A 24167-nucleotide genomic window follows, 5' to 3' on the forward strand; every position below is an offset into this window, starting at 1 on the left:
ACGCGAAAGTAGATGCTTCGACCAGCCCGAGCCGACCGACCGGGGCGGACATTCCGCTCCCCGGGCCATCGGGCCAAAGAGGTTTTGGTTCAGGACGTTCCCTCGATCACCTGGGGCCGCGAGCCGGGGCATCCAGCGCTGTTGACGCAGGTGCAACTGGGGTGACTCCGACGGTCATTATTCATGCTGCCCCCGTTGAAACGCGTTTGCTTGCGCCTCAACCGACGCTGGACGATTACGTTGTCAACGCCCGGGCGTTACTTCCGATGGCCAACACCGAAGGCTTAAGGGTTTTCAACAATCGTACTTACGTTGAGGTGGCCGAGGGCGCTTTCGTTCTTGTCGCCGTGGACCCGACGACTGGATTGCATCGTGCCCGACGGCCAAGCGAGCTGCTCCCAGGGCCGGTGATGCTGCGTAATGCGGATAATGGTCTTTGGTACCAGCGCACGCTCGTCAAGCCAACCACTCGAGAACAGGTCCGAAGATACCTTCCGGAAACGACCGATCTGGCCGCCGATGCCTTTATCGCCCGCTTTGGCGACAAGGATGTGGCAGAGGTGGAGCTGAGGCGGATCGAGCGTGCGAGCCCCGAGCTAGAACGGGAGCACGGTGGTATCAGCGAGGAAATGGCGAGCAGGATATGCAGGCTTCATAAGTGGCAAGGCGAGCCCGCTGAGCATGTCTATCGCGAAGGCCGACTGGTGGGTTTCAAGCTGGATCTCGATTCCGGTTCTCTTCCAAACGCTTTTCCTCATTTGGAAAAATTCAACTCTGTTGTTGCCCTGACCCTTAGCTCCGGTCAAGTTCTACACTCGCATCGTTTATCTGCGCTGTTTCCCAACCTTGAAAGTCTGACGGTAAATGGCCGTCCATCCATTCTCCCTGGTGGTCACTCGGCAGCGAGGCTCAAGCTTGAGGGAAGCGTCGTTCGTGACTTGGCTGAGCTTCCTCATTTACGCTGGCTGAGCCTGCAAAACTGCAATCTGCCAACCGAGTTCTCGCTGGCAGCCATGCCTGAACTGCGAGCACTGACACTTGGCAACATTCAGGGGGTGCCTGATCTGAATGCCGTAGTGAAAGGCCTGCCAGGACGGTTGAGCTTGCAGATCCTCGATCTGAACCGGAATGCTTCCTTGAAAGTGGCACCTGACGTGACGGGGATGACCGAGTTGCGCGTATTGGATCTGACGCAGACCGGCATAGAACAACTGCCACCAGGGCTTGAGGCTGACAACGGGCCGTTACGACTGGAGGTATTGAGGCTTGGCGACAACCGGCTTTCTAAAATGCCTTCAGTTACAGGCCGAACTGCGCTGCAGGAGCTGGACCTTTCCAATACCGGTCTGGACAGATTTCCCGAGGGCATCACGTCCGAAATTCCCCGGAAAGTCCTCAATCTTTCAAAAAACCGCATTACATCGATTCCTGAGTCCGTTGAAGTCAGAGCGGGCTTCAATCTCATGGGCAACCCCATAACGGATCTGGCGAGCCACCGGCGGCTGATGGACGCGCGTATAAAAACAGGCACCGACATTTGGCTGGGGGAAATGAGTGTTGATCGCTCGCCAAATGCCTGGTTACGACATTTGCCGATAGAGCAACTGTCTGAAAACTTGAAACTTTGGGACCGTGTTGACATCGATTCCTTTGGGTTCGTGGCGAGGCAAATTGCCGTGGACTTGGCGCGTACGCCTGGATTTCAGGTTGAACGCCCGGTTTTGCAGCAGCGGGTCTGGCGGTTTTTCGAGAGCTACAGCAAGGCTGACCCTGGCGTTCAGGCCAGGTTGAGGGGCATTTTGGAAAATGAACCGGGCCCCTTGAAAAAGCTGGAAAGGCTGGAGGCAGAAACAGGCCTGCCAAGCGAATCATCGCCGGCGCGCTCGGTATTGCGCGGTGATACAGTCAGCGACGTAGGGCACTTGCTGGCTGCCGCTGAGCCCACCACCCGAGCGCAGGTCCGACAATACTTTCCGGAAACGAGCGATCAACAAGCCGATCATTTTCGCTTGCACTTCAGTGACAAGGATGCAGCAGAGGTGGAGCTCAAACGGCTCCAGCTCGGACTTGTTCAACTGAACCAGGAACTCAGCCGTTGGACGAACTCCTTCGCGTATGACGCAAATAAGTTGGGCCCCACGTTGCGCCGTCTGTACACCTGGCAAGGAGAGCCTGACGAGCTGGTCTTTCACGATAAGCGGCCGGTGGGTTTCAAGCTATCTTCGAGTCTTTCGAGGTGGCCAGACCATCCGTCACTGTCAACACAATTCAACTCCATCGTTTCCCTTGAGCTAACGGGGTTAGCCGTGCCTCTGCCGGAGCGGTTTTTTTCTGCGTTCCCCAATCTTGAAAGTCTGAAATTGATTTTCGGATATGGCATGTCTTCTGCCGATCCCGGCCTCAGGTTCACCGTGGAACCGGGAAACCCTGGAGTATCGGGAAGCCTTGCGCAGTTACGAGACCTGACGCTGCAAAGGGCTAACTTGTCGCCTGATTTTTCGGTGGTCGGCATGACCGGGTTACGCGTCCTGGATCTGGAGCAGAACGCAATACAGCATCTGCGAGGACTCGATGCCGATAACGGGCCGTTGCGCTTGGAAGTATTGAAACTCAGTAGTAATCCGCTCTTGGTTGCGCCTTCAGTCAAAGGGATGACAGCGCTGCAGGAACTGGATCTTTCCTTTGCCGGGTTAGACAAATTTCCAGAGGGCATCACCAACGAGATCCCCGGCAAAATCCTGAATCTGGCGAACAACCGCATTACATCGATTCCCGAATCCATTGAGATCAGAACCGGCTTCAATCTCATCGGCAACCCGATATCGGATCCGGCTTCACTTCGACGGCTGATCCATGCACGTATCACAACGGGTACCGATATCTGGCTGGGAGATGCAAGCGATGACCGGTCGGCAAACCTTTGGCTGCGAAATGTGCCGCCGGGAAAGGAGTTGACTGAAAAACTCCAGCTCTGGGACAGCTTCGGTCCTCGCTCGAGCTTGATGGACGCGATGAGGCAACTGAGTCGAACACCAGAATTCCATGTCGAGTATCCGCTTTTGCAGCGGCGGGTCTGGTCGTTCCTCAAGATTTACAGCGAGCGCATACCTGGCGAGCAGGCACGGTTCGACAATATTCTGACCTTCGAATGGAGCCCAGGGAAGATGCTGGACAGGCTGGAGGCCGAGATTCGGGAAAATGACCCGGGACGGCAAAATCAGCCCCTTCATCATCTGCCCAAGCGTCCCAGAACAGGTCTGGAATAACGCATTGGCGGGCAGCAAGATACTGCGCTCCATCGATAACGGCATGATGCCGAAACCCGCGCGCCGCGCATGAATGCACGGCGTGTCTTTTCAAGGACGAAAAACATGCCAGTCAAACCACCTCGCGGTGGCGTTAGCCAAGTGGATGTCGATGTGCACATCCAGTCGAATCGCAAATCCGACGCGAATGCCACGCCGAACACAAATCCCGGCCGCAATAGCGCGGACCCATTGTCTCCTGCCGTTGACCCGAAGCCGCGAAACAAGACCCTCGTGGATGATGCTGATCTTGATGCAATCCAGCCGGCGCCCAGCGTGTCGGTGCGTTCGGCGCCGCCTGCTGCTGAAATCCCGCTGGTCGTGTCCAGACCACTGGAAAACTACTGGATAAAGTCTGCAACTGAGCTGCCTGAAGCTGACGGCGAAGGTTTCAGGCTGTACAGGAATCGTCAATATGTGGATGTGCCGGATGGCGGGATCGTTCTTGTCGGAATCGAGCCGGATACAGGCCTGTACCGCGCTCGGCTGGCGAGCGAGTTGACGCCCTCCGGTCCGTTGCTGCTGCGTGATGTCGAGAGCGGCATCTGGCATCCGCACGATGACTTCAATGCGTACACCGTTCCGCTGACAGATGCCAATCTGCAGCGCTTTCGCACCGAGCTGGATTTCAGCGGCGTCGAGCCTGGCAGCGACGGGCTGTTTCGCCATGATGGCAAACGCTATGTGGTCATCCACGAGCGTGTTTATCAAGTAATGCAGGACCTGGACGCTTCCAACCCTGTGCATAAGGTCTGGCGTCTGGTTAATCCCAAGGATCCCGTCGCTAGCGAGAGCGCCAACATCTACCGCGCCAGTCGCAGCGGTGAGACGCGAGCGATCGTGCGCAACGAGCAGGGCACTTGGGTTTCCATCCTGACTGGATTGAGGGGGGGCATGGAGCGCAATGAACCGGCCCAGGCCAACCCGCTCAACTTTCATCGACCCTGGCTCGACAACCCCGGCCCGGCAGCAATCCAGCCACCGGTTGTTGCAGCCACGCGGGCACAGGTCAAACGCTACTTTGCCGATGCAACCGATCAACATGCCGATGACTTCATTGCGCGTTTCGGGGAAGCGACGGTGGCAGAGGCGGAACTCAAGCGGCTGCATCTCGAGTTCCCCTACCTGGACCGCGAGATTACCAAGTGGGAGATCGCCTATAAGGGCAGCGATAGCGCCGAACGCGTTCGACGACTGGATATCGGTGCCCGCATGCGGCGGCTGTACAAATGGCAGGGAGATGCCACGGAGAAGGTCTACCGTGATGGCCGGCTGATCGGTTTCAGGCTGGATCTGAACGTTGGGCACCGCGGAAATCTGACGCTACCTGTGTTCGTCACGCGTCTCGGTTCTGTGGTTGCACTCCGGCTGGAGGGTGCTACCTCGAACAATCTGGGAAACCTGTTCTCGAGGTTTTCTCACATCGAAACCCTTGAGGTGCACAACGTCAGTGGGAAGAACAATGGGCTGCTGTCGCAGATCAATATACTCGCAGCATTGCGGGTTCTGGAAATACGCGGAACCTCTCCATGGCTGCCGTCGATCAGTCACGAGCATTTCAGCGGTTTGAGCCGTTTGCAGGAATTGAGCCTGACCAATTGCAGTATCTGGCCCAACCTCAAGCTGTTAGGTATGGATCAATTGCGAGTATTGCGCCTGCGCTCATGTAGTCTGCACCTGTTTCCCTACGGGCTGACCTTTTCGCCCGTGGCGCCGCGTCTACGGGTGCTTGATCTGTACCATAATCCGGGCTTGGCGGATGCACCCAATGTCAGCCTCATGTCTGAATTGCGAGAACTCAATCTGGCGCATACCGGTATCCGGCAACCGCCCGTAGGGCTTGGTCTTGCGAACGGTCCGAAGCAGCTTGAGATCCTGAATCTGTCAAATAACCCGCTGGTCGTGGCGCCGTCGCTTAAGGAAATGCCCGCCTTGGTGGAGGTGGATCTCAGTCGGACGTTCATTCAGAGTTTTCCGGAAGGCGTCACCTCCGAAGTGCCGAAAACACGCTTGAATGTTGCCTTCACCTCGATCCTGGCGATCCCCGATACCGTTGAACTGAGAACGGGGATTGAACTGGATGGCGCGCGGATTACCGATCCGACTTCCCTGCGGCGCCTGATTGCTGCGCGGCGCCAGACAGGTCGCGATGTCTGGCTGGATCGAGGACATCGTAGTGAGGGGATCAACCCTTGGTTGCACAATGTGCCTGCAGCGCAACACTTTGAAAAAATCGCTTTGTGGAACGCGCTCTCCGATCAAGAGAACTCGACAATGATGAAACGCTTCGCTGAGCTGGTACGCACCCCGGAATTTCGGGTCGAGCGACCGCTAATGCAGCGCCGTGTCTGGGCGTTTCTTGAGCATTTCAGAAAAGCCAGTCTCGGCGAGCAGGAAGTTTTGCGGGATTTGGCGGTCACTGAGCCCAGCCCAGGGAGGATGCTCGACAGGCTGGAAGAGGAAGTGAAGAAGTTTGATCCGACCTGGCAACATCAGCCGGCCCATCATTTGCCCAGGCGCCCGAAGCTCGATTGAGCCTCGGCCGGTGGAATAAAAGCGGGAATCCCTGACCTGCCTGTATCAAGGTTCCCAAAAGGGGTGGGCTTCGCTGTGCGTCGGCCCGGTGTAAAGAGGGAACCCCCGGCCTGCCTGTACCAGGGATCCCAAAAGGGTGGGCTCATCCGTTGCGGCCTGAACCCGATGTAAAGAGGGGAATCCCCGGCCTGCCTGTACCAAGGTCCCCGAAACGGGTGGTGAATCGAATCACCTGAAGAACGTATTGCAGGCGCCGTGCCAGATTTTAATTTGCTGAAACAAACAAACGATTCGGAAACGCGAAAGCCCCGGAATTCGGGGCTTTCATTATTTTTGAAGGGTGAGCTTTTAAGGTTTTGAGGTGGTCATTCGAAAGACCGGCAGTGCCCGATCACAGGTCATCGTGCATCCATGCGGTGCACGGTGAACCAAATGTGGGAGCGGGCTTGCTCGCGAAGGCGTCGTGTCAGTCACCCTATATTTCAATGACCCACCGCATTCGCGAGCAAGCCCGCTCCCACAGGGGATATCGGGTGCTCGCCTATTATGTGTTAAGCCTCTTCCCCCTCATCATCATCGCCACCATCAACCTTCATCCCCAGTTCCTTGATCTTGCGCGTCAGGGTGTTACGCCCCCAGCCCAGCAACACCGCAGCATCACGGCGGCGGCCCGCTGTGTGCTTCAGCGCCGTCTCGATCATGATCCGCTCGAACGCCGGCACGGCGCTGTCGAGCAGGCTCGACTGGCCGCGCGCCAGCGCCTGATCGGCCCACTGACGCAGCGCCTGCTCCCAGTTGGTCACCGGCGCTGAATCCTGCGGCAGGTTCAGCAGTTCTGGCGGCAAGTCGCTGATGTGCACTTCACGCCCCGAGGCCATCACCGTGATCCAGCGGCAGGTGTTTTCCAGCTGACGCACGTTGCCCGGCCATGGCAGGTTTTTCAGGTATTCCTCGGTCTCGCTCTTCAGCAGCTTGGGCTCGACCGCCAGTTCCTGCGCGGCGCGGCTGAGGAAGTGTCGGGCCAGGGTCGGGATGTCTTCGCGACGATCCGACAGGCGCGGGATGTGGATGCGGATCACGTTGAGGCGGTGGAACAAGTCCTCACGGAATTTGCCGGCATGCACCAGGGTTTCCAGGTTCTGGTGGGTCGCGGCGATGATGCGTACATCGACCTTGACCGGCACATGGCCGCCGACGCGATAGAACTCGCCATCGGCCAGCACGCGCAGCAGACGCGTCTGCGTGTCGGCCGGCATGTCGCCGATCTCATCGAGGAACAGCGTGCCGCCATCCGCCTGTTCAAAGCGGCCGCGACGCAAGTTGGCGGCGCCGGTGAACGCGCCTTTCTCATGGCCGAACAGCTCAGACTCCATCAGATCCTTGGGGATCGCCGCCATGTTCAGCGCAATGAACGGCGAAGCCGCGCGAGGGCTGTGACGGTGCAGGGCGTGAGCGACCAGTTCTTTACCGGTACCGGACTCACCGTTGATCAGCACGGTGATGTTGGAATGGCTCAAGCGGCCGATAGCACGAAACACTTCCTGCATCGCCGGCGCTTCGCCGATGATTTCCGGAGTGCGGGTCAATGCCGGTACGACTTCCAGGCCTTGCTGTTCCTGGGCGTGCTGATTGGCACGCTTGACCAGCGAAACGGCTTCATCGACGTCGAACGGCTTGGGCAGGTATTCGAAGGCGCCGCCCTGATAGGAGGCGACAGCGCTGTCCAGATCCGAGTGAGCGGTCATGATGATGACCGGCAGCCTTGGGTGCTGTTCGCGAATCCGCGCCAGCAGATCCAGGCCACTGGCGCCCGGCATGCGGATATCGGAAATGATCACGTCTGGCTGCTGCCGTGCCAGACGACTCATCACGCCATCGGCGCTGTCGAAGCTCTGGGTGGTCATGCCTTCCTGCTGCAAGGCCTTTTCCAGAACCCAACGGATAGAACGGTCGTCATCGACGATCCACACGGTTTCACTACGGCTCATGTCGATGTGGCTCCTTGTTCCAGTGGCAGGAAGATCGAGAAGGTGGTGTGGCCTGGATGGCTCTCACACTCGATCAGGCCCTGGTGCTGACTGATGATGTTCTGGGTGATGGCCAGGCCGAGCCCGGTACCGTCCGGGCGACCGCTGACCATCGGAAAGAAAATGGTTTCCTGCAGTTCCGCCGGGATGCCCGGGCCGTTGTCGATGATCTCGATCTTGGTGACCAGGCGATGACGGATGTGGCCGATGGTGAACTGGCGCATGGCGCGGGTGCGCAGGCTGATGCGGCCCAGGCGCAGCTCGTTCTGGCTGCTGATCGCCTGCATCGCGTTGCGCACGATGTTCAATACGGCCTGGATCATTTGCTCGCGGTCGATCAATACGTCAGGAATGCTCGGATCGTAATCGCGCACCAGCGTGATGCAGCCCTGGCTTTCGGCTTCGACCAGTTGGCAAACGCGTTCGAGCACTTCGTGGACATTGCACATGGCAAGCGACGGCAATTTGTTCGAGCCGAGCATGCGATCGACCAGATTGCGCAGGCGGTCGGCCTCTTCGATGATCACATTGGTGTAATCGCGCAGGCTGTCTTCCGGCAGTTCGCGGGCCAGCAATTGCGCCGCGCCACGAATGCCGCCGAGCGGATTCTTGATTTCATGGGCGAGGCCGCGCACCAGCATCTTGCTGGTTTCCTGTTTGGACAACTGCGCCTCTTCCTTGGTGATCCGCAGCAAGCGGTCACGCGGGTGCACTTCAAGCAAGAGCAAGGTCTCGCCGTTACTGAGAATCGGCGTGACAGCGTAATCCACAGTCAGGGTCTGGCCGGTGAGGGCGGTGAGCATCGCTTCGCGCTTGGTAAACGGGTGCGCCTGCTCGACCGCCTGGCGCAGGGAATTGAGCGCCTCGGGGGATTCGGTAAACAGCTCGCTGATGAACTGGCCATGGCTGCGTTGGCCGCTGACGGCCAGCAGCATTTCCGCCGCCGGGTTCATGTACTCGAGACGCAGTTCGGCATCGAGCAGGATGGTCGCCGTGGTCAGGTTGTCGAGCAGCAAACGGTGAATAGCGTCGCTTATGGTCATCTGGACCCCTTTTGGAGCAAGGCGTGCGCGAGAACAAAGCGCTGATGTCGGGAAAATGCAAAAACCAAACCAAGGCTCCGAAAAGAAGCGCTTGACCCCTGAAACAGGCGTTTGACGCGCGTTTGTATGGCACGGAGCCAGCTCATACGGGAAGTTTCGAACCAAAATGGGTTGGCATGTAGGCGGGATGCAGTTTAGTGCACCAATAGAGTGCGGATGGCTGGCGGACGTTAAAAGAAGCGCAGAAACGGATTTTTCGGCTCTGCAGGTTTGTCCTTGAGCGGGCATTCCGCACGCACGCCGTAGTCTTCTGCGACGCAGGGTTGAACCTTGCGTTTCTGCGCCAGGGAAATGCGCAGCATGTGGAAAGGCTGATTGGCGGTGCGTTCGACGGTTTGCCCGGCGGCGTCGAGGATTTCGATCGAAAGGCTGTGGCTACCGCGATCAATGTTACTCAGGGCAAATACCGGGCTGACGCCGGGCTCGCCCGTGGCCTTGCCATCCAGCAGCAGCCGGTAACGATGGCCGCTTTGCAGGCCGGGTTCGCTGGTGACGCTGACGATCAGCTCGCCGGCGCTGCTGCGCAAAGTGACGTCGGGCTCCGGGATCAGGATGCGCAGCATGTCGTAATGGAAGGGTGGTGCTTCAGCGGATTTTTTCGCCGTGGTGATCGGCGCGGCGGTGTTGGCAGGCACTGCCATGCGATTGCTCGTCGCGATCGGCACTCGCTGTGCGTTGGCACGTGGCTGATCGGTGTAGACGCGGTTGCCCTGCGCGTCGATATAGGTGAAGACCTCGGCCCGGGCGGGCAGCGCAATCAGCGCCAGGATGAGTATCAGCCCTGCACGGATCATGGCGTATGCACGCGTTGCACGGTGAAGGCTGCGGGCGGGCTCTGCTGAATGACGGTCTGGCCGTCGATCACTTGCACGGCCAGGCGATGCTCGCCGCGATCGATATTCACCAGTTGCAAAACCGGCACGTTGCTCGGCTGGCCGTAGGGCACATCGTCCAGCACCAGTCTCAGCTGATGCGGCGGTTGCAGGCGCGGCTTGATCAGAACATTGACCGTGAAGGTGCCGTTGTTGGCGCGCACGGCCTCGTCAGTCGGCAGACCGGTGAGCTCGAGGATTTCATAGGCGTTGCGCGGCGGTTGCGGTGCTTGGGCGCTGGATGATTGCGGCGCGCTCGGCGCTTGCGGCTCGACCCGATTGAGTGGCGGCAACTCGACCGGTTGCGCCTGCACGCCATCCGGCGGCTGATTGCTGTACGCGGTGTTGCCGTTGGCGTCGGTGTACTTGTAGATCTGCGCAGCGGCGGGCAGGGCGATCAACAGCAGAATGTAGAGAAACGTGCGACCCATGAAATCGACCGGGATTGAAAACGATGGGTAGCAGCATAGGACAGCTGCGGCGGTTGGCCCAACTGGCGACACATCCAAAGATCATTCAAACACCACAAATCCCCTGTGGGAGCGGGCTCGCTCGCGAAGGCGTCGTTTCAGGCAACTGTTTATTTCAATGACCCACCGCTTTCGCGAGCAAGCCCGTTCCCACATGAGAAATGCGTAGCGTCACAAAATCCGGGCAATAAAAAAGGCCTCCCGAAGGAGGCCTCTTTCTGTCACGCCACTTTACGCAGCGCTACCGGATCAGCAGCTGTAGTACAGCTCATATTCCAGTGGGTGTACGAAGGTGCGAACCTTGATTTCCTCTTCCGATTTCAGCGCGATGTAAGCGTCGATGAAATCGTCGGAGAATACGCCGCCCTTGGTCAGGAATGCGCGGCCCTTGTCCAGCTCTTCCAGGGCTTCTTTGAGGCTGCCGCACACCTGTGGGATTTCTTTCGCCTCTTCAGGCGGCAGGTCGTACAGGTTCTTGTCGGCCGCATCGCCTGGGTGGATCTTGTTCTGGATACCGTCCAGACCAGCCATCAGCAGAGCTGCGAAGGCCAGGTACGGGTTGGCAGCCGGATCCGGGAAGCGTGCTTCGATACGGCGGGCTTTAGGGCTCGACACGTAAGGAATGCGGATCGACGCGGAGCGGTTGCGAGCCGAATAGGCCAGCATCACCGGAGCTTCGAAGCCTGGGACCAGACGCTTGTAGGAGTTGGTCGCCGGGTTGGTGAAGCCGTTCAGGGCCTTACCGTGCTTGATGATGCCGCCGATGAAGTACAGAGCGGTATCGGACAGACCGGCATAGCCTTCACCGGCGAAAGTGTTCTTGCCGTCTTTCCAGATCGACATATGCACATGCATGCCCGAACCGTTGTCGCCGTACAGCGGCTTCGGCATGAAGGTCGCGGTGCGGCCGTAAGCGTCGGCAACGTTGTGTACAACGTATTTCAGGGTTTGAACTTCGTCGGCCTTCTTCACCAGGGTGTTGAACTTGACGCCGATTTCGTTCTGGCCGGCAGTTGCCACTTCATGGTGGTGAACTTCAACCGATTGACCCATTTCTTCCAGTGCGTTGCACATGGCGGTACGGATTTCGTGGTCGTGGTCGAATGGTGGAACCGGGAAGTAGCCGCCTTTCACGCCTGGACGGTGGCCCTTGTTGCCGCCTTCGATGTCCTGGTCGGACATCCACGAACCTTGCTCGGAGTAGATCTTGAACATCGAGCCGGAAATGTCCGACTTGAACTTCACCGAGTCGAAGATGAAGAATTCTGGCTCTGGGCCGGCGAATACGGTGTCACCGATACCGGTGGCTTTCAGGTGCTCTTCGGCGCGCTTGGCGATCGCACGTGGGTCGCGATCGTAGCCTTGCATGCTCGAAGGTTCGATGATGTCGCAGACCAGAATCAGAGTCGGGTCTTCGGTAAACGGATCGAGCACGGCAGTGTCGTCGACCGGCATCAGGATCATGTCGGAGGCTTCGATGCCTTTCCAGCCGGAGATGGAGGAACCGTCGAACATCTTGCCGACTTCGAAGAAGTCGTCATCCAGCGCATCGCGAGCCGGCATGGTCACGTGGTGCTGAGTGCCTTTGGTGTCCGTGAAGCGCAGATCAATCCACTTGACGTCATGATCTTTGATGAGTTGAACCGACTTCGACATAGTGTCCTCCGGGTGAATTAGGGCGGGTAGTGGATGCCCTTAATAATGGTGATGCCGGCGCGAATACTCTGCCAAGGCAACCTGCCTCACAAGGGAGCAAATTGCATGCCAGTGCCCCAGCATGGGTTTTTTGCCCCGAATTCACGCTTATTAAGGTGCGTGAGGTACTGAATCGACAAATCTCGCCCCGTAATGTTGCGTTTAAATTGAGAAATGACCCGTTTTGGTGCGCGCAAAACCTTCTGCACATAAACTGGTTAAACCTTGAGCAATTTCCGCTATAATCCGCGCCCCCCTTTTTCGGCTGGCCGTTCGCGCGCTGTTTTCATGAAACTAATCGTAAAAGTCTTCCCCGAGATCACCATCAAAAGCCGACCTGTCCGGACGAAATTCATCCGCCAGTTGGCCAAGAACATCCGCACCGTGCTCCGTGACCTGGACCCGGCCGTGGTGGTGAACGGCGTGTGGGACAATCTCGAACTGGAAACCCGTGTAACCGACCCCAAAGCCTTGAAAGAGATGGGTGAGCGCCTGACCTGCATGCCGGGGATCGCGCACTTTCTGCAGATCGACGAGTACCCGCTGGGCGACTTCGACGACATCACCGAGAAGTGCAAGCAGCACTACGGCGATGCGCTGGCCGGGAAGATTTTTTCGGTGCGCTGCAAGCGTGCGGGCAAGCATGCATTCAGCTCGATGGACGTCGAAAAATACGTCGGCAGCAAGCTGCGTCGCGAGTGCGGAGCGGCCGGAATCGACCTGAAAACGCCGGAAATCGAAGTCCGAATCGAAGTTCGCGACAAACGGTTATTTGTCATTCACAGCCAGCACAACGGCATCGGCGGCTACCCGCTCGGTGCCCTGGAGCAGACGCTGGTGCTGATGTCCGGCGGCTTCGACTCCACCGTAGCGGCTTACCAGATCATGCGCCGCGGCCTGATGGCGCACTTCTGCTTCTTCAATCTCGGCGGGCGTGCCCACGAATTGGGCGTGATGGAAGTCGCGCACTTCATCTGGAAGAAGTACGGCAGCTCGCAACGCGTGCTATTTGTCAGTGTGCCGTTCGAGGAAGTGCTGGGCGAAATTCTCGGCAAAGTCGATAACAGTCATATGGGCGTGGTTTTGAAGCGTATGATGTTGCGCGCCTCGTCCGAGATCGCCGAACGCCTGCATATCGATGCGCTGGTGACCGGTGAAGCGATCTCCCAGGTGTCGAGCCAGACGCTGCCGAACCTGTCGGTGATCGACTGCGTGACCGACAAGCTGGTGCTGCGTCCGCTGATCGTCGCGCACAAGCAGGACATCATCGACACGGCCAACGAGATCGGCACTGCCGATTTCGCCCGGCACATGCCGGAATACTGCGGCGTGATTTCGGTCAATCCCAAGACCGCCGCCAAACGCGGTCGGGTAGAGCACGAAGAGAAAGAATTCGACATGGCGGTGCTCGAGCGTGCGCTCGCCAACGCCAAACTGGTGCCGATCGATCGGGTGATCGACGAATTGGGCCAGGATTTGCAGATTGAAGAAGTCAGCGAAGCGCTGGCCGGTCAGATCGTGATCGACATCCGTCACCCGGATGCCGCCGAGGATGACCCGCTGGAGCTCGCCGGCATAGAGGTACAGACGATGCCGTTCTATGCAGTGAACGCACGTTTCAAGGAACTGGACCCTACTCGCCAGTACCTGCTGTATTGCGACAAAGGCGTGATGAGTCGCCTGCATGCCCACCATTTGCTCAGTGAGGGGCATGCCAATGTGCGCGTTTATCGACCGAGCTAAGTGCCCGGGGCTGTTTGCCTGTGGCCTGCGTCACCGGCCCCCCGACACCGCCGTCAAGCTGTAACGGCCATGCCGGACACTACTGCTAATCGCTGCCATGACTTGTCAGCAAACCGAATCCTCTGATCGAGATACACAAGTGATCGAAAATCTACGCAACATCGCCATCATTGCCCACGTTGACCACGGTAAAACCACCCTGGTAGACAAACTCCTGCGTCAATCCGGCACCCTGGAGCGCAACGAGCTCAACGACGAGCGCGTGATGGACTCCAACGACCAGGAAAAAGAGCGCGGTATTACCATTCTGGCGAAGAACACCGCCATCAACTGGAACGGCTACCACATCAACATCGTGGACACCCCGGGCCACGCCGACTTCGGCGGCGAAGTTGAACGCGTAATGTCGATGGTCGACTCCGTTCTGCTGCTGGTTGACGCTCAAGACGGCCCTATGCCGCAAACCCGTTTCGTGACCAAGAAGGCTTTCGAAGCCGGCCTGCGTCCAATCGTGGTGATCAACAAGGTTGACCGTCCAGGCGCGCGTCCGGACTGGGTTCTGGACCAGATCTTCGACCTGTTCGACAACCTCGGTGCGACCGAAGAGCAACTGGACTTCCAGGTTGTTTACGCTTCGGCCCTGAACGGTATTGCCGGTCTGGACCACACCGCCATGGCGGAAGACATGACTCCGCTGTACCAGGCAGTAGTCGACCACGTTCCGCCTCCGGCCGTTGACCGTGATGGCGCGTTCCAGATGCAGATCTCCGCGCTGGACTACAACAGCTTCCTGGGTGTTATCGGCGTTGGCCGGATCGCTCGTGGCCGCGTCAAGCCGAACACCCCGGTTGTGGCGATCGGTGCCGACGGCAAGCGCCGTAACGGCCGTATCCTGAAACTGATGGGTCACCACGGTCTGCACCGCATCGACGTTGAAGAAGCTGCAGCAGGCGACATCGTTTGCATCAGCGGTATGGATTCGCTGTTCATCTCCGACACTCTGTGCCACCCGGACACCGTCGAGGCGATGAAGCCGCTGACCGTTGACGAGCCAACTGTTTCCATGACCTTCCAGGTCAACGACTCGCCATTCTGCGGTAAAGAAGGCAAGTTCGTGACGTCCCGTAACATCAAGGACCGTCTGGACAAAGAGCTGCTGTACAACGTTGCACTGCGCGTTGAAGAAGGCGACTCGGCTGACAAGTTCAAGGTTTCCGGCCGTGGTGAGCTGCACCTCTCGGTACTGATCGAAACCATGCGTCGCGAAGGCTTCGAACTGGCCCTGGGCCGTCCTGAAGTAATCATCCGTGAAGTTGACGGCGTGAAGCAGGAACCGTTCGAAAACGTCACCATCGACATCCCTGAAGAAGCTCAGGGCAAGGTGATGGAAGAGATGGGTCTGCGTAAAGGCGACCTGAGCAACATGGTGCCGGATGGCAAGGGCCGTGTTCGTCTGGAATACAACATCCCTGCTCGCGGTCTGATCGGTTTCCGTAACCAGTTCCTGACCCTGACCAACGGTGCTGGCATCCTGACCTCGATCTTCGATCGTTACGACACCGTCAAGTCGGGCCACATGTCCGGTCGTCAGAACGGCGTTCTGGTTTCGGTTGAAACCGGCAAGGCACTGACCTACTCGCTGGAAACCCTGCAGGCTCGCGGCAAGCTGTTCGTAGAACACGGCCAGGAGATCTACAACGGTCAGATCGTTGGTCAGAACAGCCGCGACAACGACCTGGGTGTAAACCCGACCAAAGGCAAGAAGCTCGACAACATGCGTGCTTCGGGTAAAGACGAAACCATCGCTCTGGTCCCACCTGTTCGCTTCACCCTGGAACAGGCTCTGGAATACATCCAGGAAGACGAGCTGTGCGAAGTCACGCCTAAGTCGATCCGTCTTCGCAAGAAGATCCTCGACGAAAGCGAGCGTACCCGCGCTGCCAAGAAAGCCAAGGCGTAATTCAGCCCTGGAATAGAAAACGCCCCCGGTCGCGAGACCGGGGGCGTTTTTGTTTGCCCGGCAATCAAGGCAAAAAAGATCGCAGCCTTCGGCAGCTCCTACAGGGATACGCATTCCCCTTTAGGAGCTGCCGAAGGCTGCGATCTTTTGATCTTCAGAATTTCTCGATCGAGCGGGAATTCTGCACGCGCTCAACTTCTTTGGGCTTGTAGGCGCAATACCCCGGCCGCGGGCCGATTTTCGGGTGGTTGCGGCAGGTGTCCGGGCGTTTGTCATAAATGGTGCACAGGCGGCTTTTACGATCCAGGTAATAGCAGTCGTTGTTGCTCATGCGCTGCAGGGTGAAGATCCCCGATTTCTGATTGAAGCGCTCGACCAGACCTTCCTTCTGCAGACGTTTGGCGATGTTCTTCGGCGGATCGCCCAGTTCGAACTCGTCAACCACACCGATGCGCACCAGGTCCTTGATCTTGACCTCGACCGGCAGCGTGCAGCAGCTGGAGATACAGGAGCCGCACATCGGCGCCGAGTATTTGGCCCACGTATCGAGACGATCAATCTCGGCGGCGGCGATCAGGTTGGGCTTCATCATCGGGAGTTACCAGGCGTGTGTGCATCAGGGCGCGCGATCATACCGGGAGCGGTGGAATTTTGAACAACCTTTCGCCGGATATTTTCACAGCAACCGCATTTTGCCCGACAGGACGGCACGGCCCCTGCATTCACTGGCTCATCCGCCAAGGTTATGTCGCACTGGCGCACAGTCCGGGCAAATACTGCCGAACCAGAGCCGATACCGCCGGTCAGACCGTCTAGGCTCAGAAAATTCCCGCTCGCTCGAGGTCCTGTTGATGACTCAAGAACCACTAGTTCGCGAAGCAGAGGTGGCCGCATTCCGCGACGCCGTCCTGACCAAACTCACCTACGCCGTGGGCAAAGACCCCGATCACGCGTTCGACCATGACTGGTTCGAAGCCATCGCCCTGGCGGCGCGTGATCACATGGTCGAACACTGGATGGACCACACCCGCCAGATCTACCGCAAAGGCCAGAAGCGGGTTTATTACCTCTCGCTGGAATTTCTCATCGGTCGCCTGCTCTACGACAGCCTGAGCAATCTTGGCCTGCTCGACGTTGCCCGTGAAGCGCTGACAGAGCTGGGCGTCGATCTGGAGCGCATCCGCCTGCTTGAGCCTGATGCGGCGCTCGGCAACGGCGGCCTCGGACGCCTGGCGGCGTGCTTCATGGAAAGCATGTCGACCCTCGGCATCGCCGGCCATGGTTATGGCATTCGTTATGAACACGGCTTGTTCCGTCAGGCGATCGTCGATGGCTGGCAACAGGAGCAAACCGAACACTGGCTGGATTTCGGTAACCCATGGGAATTCGAACGCCCTGAGGTTGTGTACCCGATCGGCTTCGGCGGCAGTGTCGAAACCGTCACCGATGCCTCCGGCAAGACCCGTCAGGTCTGGTCGCCGGCGGAAACCGTGCGGGCGATTGCCTACGACACGCCGGTCGTCGGCTGGCGCGGGGCGAGCGTCAATACTTTGCGCCTGTGGCGCGCGCGGGCGATGGAAGATTTGCATTTGGAGCGCTTCAACGCCGGAGACCACTTGGGCGCCGTGGCGGAAGTGGCCCGCGCCGAAAGTATTTCCCGCGTCCTCTACCCGGCAGACAGCACTGAAGCCGGGCAAGAGCTACGCCTGCGCCAGGAATACTTCTTCGTCGCCGCTTCGCTGCAGGATCTGCTGCGCCGTCACCGCAACATGCACACCTCGGTGCTGACCCTCGGTGATCACGCGGCGATCCAGCTCAACGACACTCACCCATCGATTGCGGTGGCCGAGTTGATGCGCCAGCTCGTCGACGTTTACGACGTCGCATGGGACGCGGCATGGCAAGTCACCGTCGACACGCTGTCGTACACCAACCACACGCTGCTGCCGGAAGCGCTGGAAACCTGGCCGGTCGGGCTGATGGAACGCATGCTGCCACGGCACATGCAGATCATTTACCTGATCAACGCGCAGCACATCGATTCGCTGCGGGCCAAGGGTATCCACGATTTCGACGTGTTGCGCGCGGTGTCGCTGATCGAAGAAGACAACGGCCGCCGCGTGCGCATGGGCAACCTCGCGTTCCTCGGCTCGCACAGCGTCAACGGCGTGTCCGGTCTGCATACGCAACTGATGCGCAAAACCGTATTCGCCGAACTGCACAAGCTCTACCCGGAGCGGATCAACAATAAAACCAACGGCATCACTTTCCGCCGCTGGCTGTATCAGGCCAATCCTGAACTGACCTCGATGCTGGTCGATGCCCTCGGCCCCGATGTGCTCGACCATCCCGAAGAGCGCCTGCCCGAACTCGAACCGTTCGCCGAAAAAACTGCATTCCGCAAAGCCTTCGCCGAGCAGCGTTTGCACAGCAAGAAGGCGCTGGCCTATCTGATTCACGAGCGCCTGGGGATTGCGGTCAATCCGGCGGCGATGTTCGACGTGCAGGTCAAACGTATCCACGAATACAAACGTCAGCTGCTCAACCTGCTGCACACCGTGGCGTTGTACCAAGCGATTCGTGCCGAGCCGGAAGTCGACTGGGTGCCACGGGTGAAGATCTTCGCCGGTAAAGCAGCGGCGAGTTATCACCAGGCCAAGCTGATCATCAAGCTGACCAACGACATCGCCCGAGTTGTGAATAACGACCCGACGGTGCGCGGTCTGTTGAAAGTAGTGTTCCTGCCCAACTACAACGTCAGCCTCGCTGAGAGCATCATCCCGGCGGCGGACTTGTCCGAGCAGATTTCCACCGCCGGATTCGAGGCGTCGGGTACCAGCAACATGAAGTTCGGCCTCAACGGCGCGCTGACCATCGGCACCCTCGACGGTGCCAACGTGGAAATGTGCGAGCGCATCGGTGCCGAGCACATGTTCATCTTCGGTCTCAGTGCGCAACAGGTTGAAGCGCGCAAGCAGAACCACGAGTTCAGCGCCGTGCCCGACATCGCCGCGTCCCATCGTTTGAACGATGTGCTGCAAGCGATTCGCAGCGGCGTTTTCTCACCGGACGACACCTCGCGTTACACCGGGCTGATCGACTCGCTGATCGACTATGACCGCTTCCTGGTCTGTGCCGACTTCGACTCCTATTGGGAAGCGCAGAAGCGCGTCGATGCGCACTGGCACGATTCGCAGAACTGGTGGCGTTCGGCGGTGCTCAACACTTCGCGAATGGGCTGGTTCTCTTCCGACCGGACGATACGCGAGTACGCCACGGATATCTGGAAAGCGCTGGAGTAACTTCCTGCCTGGCTCGATATAATCGGCGCGCCGGAAAAGATCGCAGCCTTCGGCAGCTCCTACACAAAGTGTTCGCATAAACCTTTGTAGGAGCTGTCGCAGGCTGCGATCTTTTTGCGACAGGCTGCGCTAATCTTCCCGGATTGGCCTTTGCGCTCAGGGATATCGACCATGCAATGGATGTTCATGTTGATCGGGCTGGTGCTCGGTGGACTGCTCGACGAGTCATTCAGTGGCGCGCTGTTGGGCGCCCTGCTAGGGCTGGTCATCGGCCAGGCGCTACGCATTGCGCGCCTCGGCGCGCAAACGGCGGAGCAACAGCGCCAGCTCGAGCAGGTGCGCGAAGCCTTGCAAGGCGTGGCTCAGCGGCTGTTTGTGCTGGAGGGGTCGCCCTCGCATGCGCCGACACCGACACCGACACCTGAAGCCGAGCCAGTCGTCGAACCCGTCAACGTGGCTGAGCAGGCCGCCCCTACCCCTGAGCTGATCTGGGAACTGCCGCCCGAACTCGAACCGATTTCCGCCGTCGCCGGCGAAACCAGTCAGCCGCTGCCCGTCGATGCCTGGCGTGCCGAACCGGCTCCTGCTGCGCCAGCACAACAACCTGCCGAACCCCGTGGCCCGAACCTGATCGAACGTGGCATCAGCGCTGCGCGCAACTGGCTGTTCGGCGGCAACACTGTGTTGCGCGTGGGTGTGGCGCTGCTGTTTTTCGGTCTGGCGTTTTTGCTGCGTTACGCCACCGAAGGCATGGTGGTACCGATCGAGTTGCGTTACGCCGGCGTCGCGGCAGCGGCGTTGGCCCTGCTGGCGCTCGGTTGGTGGCTACGCCGACGGAACAGCCACTATGCATTGATGCTGCAAGGCACCGGGATCGCGGTGCTGTACCTGACGGTGTTTGCGGCGATGCGTTTGCATCCGTTGCTTGATCCGTCCGCCGCGCTGGGCTTGCTGGTCGCGGTGACGGTGTTCTCGGCAATTCTGGCGATCACTCAGGATGCACTGGGGCTGGCGGCAGCCGCGGCATTGGGCGGTTTCGCCGCGCCGATTCTGACGTCTACCGGCGAAGGCAATCATGTCGCGTTGTTCAGTTATTTCGCTTTGCTCAACGCAGGCATTCTGGCCATCGCCTGGTTCAAGGCCTGGCGTCTGCTCAACCTGATCGGCTTCGTCAGTACGTTCGGCATCGGTTTCGCCTGGGGCCTGCGCTCCTACACGCCGGAACTGCTGTGGAGCACCGAGCCGTTTCTGATCCTGTTTTTCCTCATGTACCTCGCCATCGGCCTGCTGTTCGCCCGGCGCAAGTTGCGCGACATGCCGGACGCGCCGGCGGAGGCCGACCGTGAAGCGTTGCTGCAATGGTCGGCGCGCAAGGGCGATTACGTCGACGGCACGATGTTGTTCGGCCCGCCGATCATTGGCTTCGGTTTGCAGTTCGCGCTGGTCCAGCACCTCGAATTTGCCGCGGCCTTCAGCGCTTTGGCGCTGGGCATGATCTACATGGCGCTGGCCAAAACGCTGATGGGCGGGCGCGCGATGCTGCTGGGCGAAACCTGTCTGGCGCTGGGGGTGATTTTTGCCAGCCTGGCGATTCCGCTGGGGCTCGATGCGCGCTGGACTTCAGCGGCGTGGGCCGTGGAAGGCGCGGGGATTTTCTGGCTCGGGTTGCGTCAGCATCGTCCGTTCGCCCGGGCTTTTGCCTTGTTGCTACAACTGGGTTCAGCGCTGGCGTTTCTCAGCCAATTGCAGCTCGGCGAGAGCAGCCTGCTCGACGGCGCACCGTTGGGCGCGCTAATGCTTGGCGCCGCGTTGCTGTTCAGTTTCCTTCAGCTGCGCAAGGCTACGCCTGAGCTGACATCGCCGTGGGAAAGGCACGGCCTGCCAGTGCTGGCATGCCTGGGCCTGACGTTCCTTTATCTGCTCGCACCGTTGTTCCTGTTCATCCAGGGCACGGCGATCAGTTGGGCCTTGGCCGGGTTGGCGACGTTGTTTGTTGGCTTGCGAATTCAATCGCGCACGTTCCTGTTTACCGCGTTCGCCGTGCAGTTGCTGGGCGGTGCGTTGTTCCTGTTACGCCTGCAAACTGGCGGTGAAGATTCGGCGGCGGTGTTCAGCGCTGGCTGGAGTGGTTTGCTCAGTGCGTCGTTGATTGGCGTGGCGTTGATCGCCGGCATGCTGCTGGCGGCGCGGGACGAGATGGTGCGCAGCGACGTGCGCCTGCTGCGCGGCTTGTCGGTGGTGCTGCTGGCCGGCTTGGTACTGATCAATCTGGCGGTGCTGTTCGTGCTGCCGTGGCAAACCGCGAGTGCGGTATGGGCGGCCAGCGGTTTGCTGATCATCTGGCTGAGCCTGTACCTGCAACAGCGTCTGAGTTTCGTTTTCGGGCTGCTGTTGCAACTGGTCGGCGGCGCGGCGTTTCTCCTCGCCGGCCCCGAATTGTTCGGGCCGCTGTCCAGCGAAGGGCTGAAACCGCTGGCCCATGGCGGCTTCTGGACGCCGCTGGTGCTGGGGCTGGCCGCGCTGATCGGTGCGTGGCGCTTGCAACTGGGCAACCATGTCACTGCTTTCGATGCCTTGGGTTTGCAGCGCTTGTCGCAGGTGCTGCTGGTCTGGGGCGCCGGTTGGTGGACGCTGGCGTGGGTCAGCGAAATCCTGCGTTTCGTCTCGCCGAACCTGCAAGGCACATTGTTGCTGCTGGTTGCTGCGATCAGTGTGGCGCTGTGGACGCTGTTGTCACTGCGCTTGAAATGGCCGGCGCTGGGGTTGCTCTGCACCTTACTGATTCCTGCGGCGGCGCTGGTTTTGCTCGGCGCTTGGCATTCGCGCTACCACCCGGCCGCCGACTTCGGCTGGCTGGCGTGGCCGGTGCTGTTCGCGGTGCATTTCTTCAGCCTGCGTCGCCTGGCGTGGATGCTGCCGGTGCGCGCGTTGAGCGCCGCCCATGTGCTCGGTTGCTGGCTGCTGATCGGCGTGCTGGCGCTGGAGTTGCGTTACGGCTTGCTGCTGTTGTCCGAGCAGTACAACGCCTGGCGCTGGCTGGGTTGGGCGATTCTGCCGAGCCTGTATTTGCTGTTGATGGCGGCACCGCGCAGCTGGCCGTGGCCGGTCGCCGCGTTTGGTCGCGAGTACCGCTTGTACGCAGCGGCACCGCTGGCGGTGCTGATGCTGGCGTGGTTCTGGCTGGCCAATGGCGTCAGCGATGGCAATGCCGAGCCGTTGCCTTACGTGCCGCTGCTCAATCCACTGGAGTTGGGACTGCTGTTCGCGCTGTTCGGCGTTTATGTCTGGTCGCGGAGCGCGGTTGCGCAGCTGTCGATCCGCCAGGACTACGCCGACCACGCCACGCAATTGATCGCCGGGGTCTCGCTGTTCGCCTTTTGCACCGCGCTGGTCACCCGCGCTGCGCATCACTGGGCCGGCATCCCGTTCGAGCTCGATCAGCTGCTCGCGTCGATGCTGGTGCAGGCCGGCCTGTCGATCGTCTGGACGTTGATGGCGCTGGGGCTGATGATCGGCGGCCATCTGCGCCATCGACGCGAAGTCTGGCTGATCGGTGCGGCGCTGATTGCGCTGGTAGTGGCGAAACTGATTTTTGTCGAATTGAGCAACCGTGGCGGCCTCGCCCGGATCGTCTCGTTTATCGGCGTCGGCGTGTTGCTGCTGGTGGTTGGCTACTTTGCGCCGCTGCCACCCAAACGCGTCGAGGCTGAACCGGCGGCGGACAAGCCCGCGCCGGAAACCGAAGGAGTTGCCTCGTGAGTCGCATGCTGAATCTGGGATGGTTGGTGCTGGGCGTGGTAATGGTGGCCGGCGCTCAGGAAAAACCGGCGGACTTCGCCACGCAGGTGCCGTTGTCGGTGAGTGGCAATGGCCCGTGGTATCGCCTCGAATTGCCGCTGAGCGTGCAATTGCAGGCGCGCCAGACCGATCTCAGCGACTTGCGTGTGTTCAACGCCGCCGGCGAAGCGCAGGCCTATGCCTTGGCTCGCGAATCGGCGCAGACCCGCGACGACGGCAAGCTGCACGAGGTCAAATGGTTCCCGCTGTACAACGCCGCCGACGCCAGCGAGCGCGCGCCCAATGTGCGCGTGCAGTCGACCACCAACGGCACGCTGGTTGAAGTGCAGCCGTCCTCGCAACTGGAGGCGGGCGAAGAAGTGCTGCGCGGTTGGCTGCTGGATGCCAGTGCGATCAAGGCACCGTTGCAGCAGTTGATCCTCGACTGGACCAGCGAGCGCGACGGTTTCCAGCGTTTCAGCATCGAGGCCAGCGACGATCTGCAGCACTGGCAATCCTGGGGCGAGGGCCAGGTGGCGCGGCTGACCTTTTCCGATGAGCGCATCGAACAGCACGAAGTGACTTTGCCGGGGCAGACCGCGCGCTACGTGCGCCTGCTGTGGGAGTCGCCGGGTTCGGCGCCGATCCTGACTTCGGCACAACTGAAGAGCAGCGACCCGCGCAATCTGCCGCTGCCACTGGTCTGGTCGTCGAGCGTGGCCGGCAGCAGCACCAAGGCCGGGGAATACATCTGGCAGCTGCCGATGGGGCTGAATGTCGAGCGGGTGCAGGTTGAGCTGAAACAGCCAAACAGTCTGGCCCCGGTTACGTTGGCCGGCCGGCGCGAGAGCCACTTGCCTTGGCAGACATTGAGCAGTGGCCTGCTGTATCGCCTGAGCCAGAACAATCAGGACGTGATGCAGAACGAAATCCCGCTGTCCGGGCAGACCGTGCAGCAACTCAAGCTGACCGTGGATGAGCGCGGCGGCGGGCTGGGTGAGCAGGCGCCGGATCTGAAATACGCAGTGCGCGCCACGCAGGTGATTTTCCTCGCCCGAGGCGATGGGCCGTACAGTCTGGCCTTGGGCAATGCCACGGTGAAAACGGCGAACCTGCCGTTGACCACGCTGATTCCGGATTTCAAACCGCAGATGCTGGCGACGCTGGGCAAGGCCTCGGTGCAAAGCGAAGCCGTGGTGACGCAGACTTCGACGACGACCGCAGCCGCGGTGGCCGGGACCAACTGGAAGAAAATCGGGCTGTGGGCGGTATTGCTGTTGAGCGTGGTGTTTCTGGGGGCGATGGCGTTCAGCCTGTTGCGCAAGCCGCCCGCCAATACCGGAGCATGAGCGGCTGCGCGCCATTCGCGAGCAAGTCC

13 protein-coding genes are annotated in these 24167 nt (G+C 59.8%); 7 read left to right on the plus strand and 6 right to left on the minus strand.

What is annotated here, in order from left to right:
* Positions 1–161: 161 nt before the first annotated feature.
* Both ACP7D9_RS16170 and ACP7D9_RS16175 read left to right on the plus strand, forming a co-directional pair.
* Positions 162–3266, plus strand: a complete 3105-nt coding sequence (locus tag ACP7D9_RS16170) for a hypothetical protein (RefSeq protein ID WP_426158532.1) — start codon at positions 162–164, stop codon at positions 3264–3266.
* A 105-nt stretch (positions 3267–3371) separates the two neighbouring features.
* Complete coding sequence (locus ACP7D9_RS16175; RefSeq protein ID WP_426158534.1) at positions 3372–5840, plus strand: hypothetical protein; 2469 nt, start codon at positions 3372–3374, stop codon at positions 5838–5840.
* Positions 5841–6391: 551 nt separating this feature from the next.
* Here the strand turns inward: ACP7D9_RS16175 and ntrC are convergent.
* The 5 genes from ntrC to glnA form a co-directional block, all read right to left on the minus strand.
* A complete protein-coding gene (ntrC, locus tag ACP7D9_RS16180; protein ID WP_101156761.1) occupies positions 6392–7828 on the minus strand; it encodes a nitrogen regulation protein NR(I) in 1437 nt (478 codons plus the stop codon).
* On the minus strand, positions 7825–8910 hold the full coding sequence (gene glnL / locus ACP7D9_RS16185) for a nitrogen regulation protein NR(II) (protein WP_101156759.1): 1086 nt from the start codon (positions 8908–8910) through the stop codon (positions 7825–7827). The genes ntrC and glnL overlap by 4 nt, the downstream gene beginning before the upstream one ends.
* Positions 8911–9140: 230 nt before the next feature.
* On the minus strand, positions 9141–9764 hold the full coding sequence (locus ACP7D9_RS16190; protein WP_426158536.1) for a DUF4124 domain-containing protein: 624 nt from the start codon (positions 9762–9764) through the stop codon (positions 9141–9143).
* Entirely contained in the window at positions 9761–10273 is a 513-nt protein-coding gene (locus ACP7D9_RS16195; protein WP_426158537.1) for a DUF4124 domain-containing protein, read from the minus strand. The genes ACP7D9_RS16190 and ACP7D9_RS16195 overlap by 4 nt, the downstream gene beginning before the upstream one ends.
* Positions 10274–10561: 288 nt before the next feature.
* A complete protein-coding gene (gene glnA, locus ACP7D9_RS16200) occupies positions 10562–11968 on the minus strand; it encodes a type I glutamate--ammonia ligase (RefSeq protein ID WP_101156753.1) in 1407 nt (468 codons plus the stop codon).
* Between the two features lie 327 nt (positions 11969–12295).
* On the opposite strand from glnA, the gene thiI reads away from it, so the two are divergent.
* Both thiI and typA read left to right on the plus strand, forming a co-directional pair.
* Positions 12296–13750, plus strand: coding sequence for a tRNA uracil 4-sulfurtransferase ThiI (gene thiI, locus ACP7D9_RS16205; RefSeq protein WP_426158539.1), 1455 nt, complete (start codon positions 12296–12298; stop codon positions 13748–13750).
* A gap of 139 nt (positions 13751–13889) precedes the next feature.
* On the plus strand, positions 13890–15710 hold the full coding sequence (gene typA, locus ACP7D9_RS16210) for a translational GTPase TypA (protein ID WP_101156749.1): 1821 nt from the start codon (positions 13890–13892) through the stop codon (positions 15708–15710).
* A 154-nt stretch (positions 15711–15864) separates the two neighbouring features.
* Here typA and ACP7D9_RS16215 read toward each other — a convergent pair whose 3' ends face one another.
* Entirely contained in the window at positions 15865–16302 is a 438-nt protein-coding gene (locus ACP7D9_RS16215; protein ID WP_045122258.1) for a YkgJ family cysteine cluster protein, read from the minus strand.
* Between the two features lie 259 nt (positions 16303–16561).
* Between ACP7D9_RS16215 and ACP7D9_RS16220 the strand changes: the two genes are divergently transcribed.
* The 3 genes from ACP7D9_RS16220 to ACP7D9_RS16230 all read left to right on the plus strand — a co-directional run bounded on the left by ACP7D9_RS16220 (position 16562) and on the right by ACP7D9_RS16230 (position 24138).
* Positions 16562–19012 (plus strand): glycogen/starch/alpha-glucan phosphorylase, encoded by a 2451-nt coding sequence (locus ACP7D9_RS16220; RefSeq protein ID WP_101156746.1) that lies wholly within the window; start codon positions 16562–16564, stop codon positions 19010–19012.
* A 171-nt stretch (positions 19013–19183) separates the two neighbouring features.
* Positions 19184–22771: a DUF2339 domain-containing protein gene (locus ACP7D9_RS16225; RefSeq protein WP_426158542.1), complete on the plus strand. Its 3588-nt coding sequence runs from the start codon at positions 19184–19186 to the stop codon at positions 22769–22771.
* The gene (locus tag ACP7D9_RS16230) at positions 22768–24138 is read left to right on the plus strand and encodes a DUF3999 domain-containing protein (protein ID WP_426158544.1); all 1371 of its coding nucleotides are present in this window, start codon (positions 22768–22770) and stop codon (positions 24136–24138) included. Before ACP7D9_RS16225 ends, ACP7D9_RS16230 begins: the two co-directional genes overlap by 4 nt.
* Positions 24139–24167 lie beyond the last annotated feature (29 nt).

Origin of the sequence: Pseudomonas sp. TSRC2-2, from assembly GCF_049897785.1 — a bacterium.
Taxonomy (GTDB): Bacteria; Pseudomonadota; Gammaproteobacteria; order Pseudomonadales; family Pseudomonadaceae; genus Aquipseudomonas.

Bases quoted from the DNA above. Each gene is read 5' to 3' on its own strand.
- ntrC (WP_101156761.1), bottom strand. From the start codon at position 7,828: ATGAGCCGTAGTGAAACCGTGTGGATCGTCGATGACGACCGTTCTATC.
- ACP7D9_RS16225 (WP_426158542.1), top strand. From the start codon at position 19,184: ATGCAATGGATGTTCATGTTGATCGGGCTGGTGCTCGGTGGACTGCTC.
- ACP7D9_RS16195 (WP_426158537.1), bottom strand. From the start codon at position 10,273: ATGGGTCGCACGTTTCTCTACATTCTGCTGTTGATCGCCCTGCCCGCC.
- ACP7D9_RS16175 (WP_426158534.1), top strand. From the start codon at position 3,372: ATGCCAGTCAAACCACCTCGCGGTGGCGTTAGCCAAGTGGATGTCGAT.
- ACP7D9_RS16190 (WP_426158536.1), bottom strand. From the start codon at position 9,764: ATGATCCGTGCAGGGCTGATACTCATCCTGGCGCTGATTGCGCTGCCC.
- thiI (WP_426158539.1), top strand. From the start codon at position 12,296: ATGAAACTAATCGTAAAAGTCTTCCCCGAGATCACCATCAAAAGCCGA.
- ACP7D9_RS16220 (WP_101156746.1), top strand. From the start codon at position 16,562: ATGACTCAAGAACCACTAGTTCGCGAAGCAGAGGTGGCCGCATTCCGC.
- glnA (WP_101156753.1), bottom strand. From the start codon at position 11,968: ATGTCGAAGTCGGTTCAACTCATCAAAGATCATGACGTCAAGTGGATT.
- ACP7D9_RS16215 (WP_045122258.1), bottom strand. From the start codon at position 16,302: ATGATGAAGCCCAACCTGATCGCCGCCGCCGAGATTGATCGTCTCGAT.
- glnL (WP_101156759.1), bottom strand. From the start codon at position 8,910: ATGACCATAAGCGACGCTATTCACCGTTTGCTGCTCGACAACCTGACC.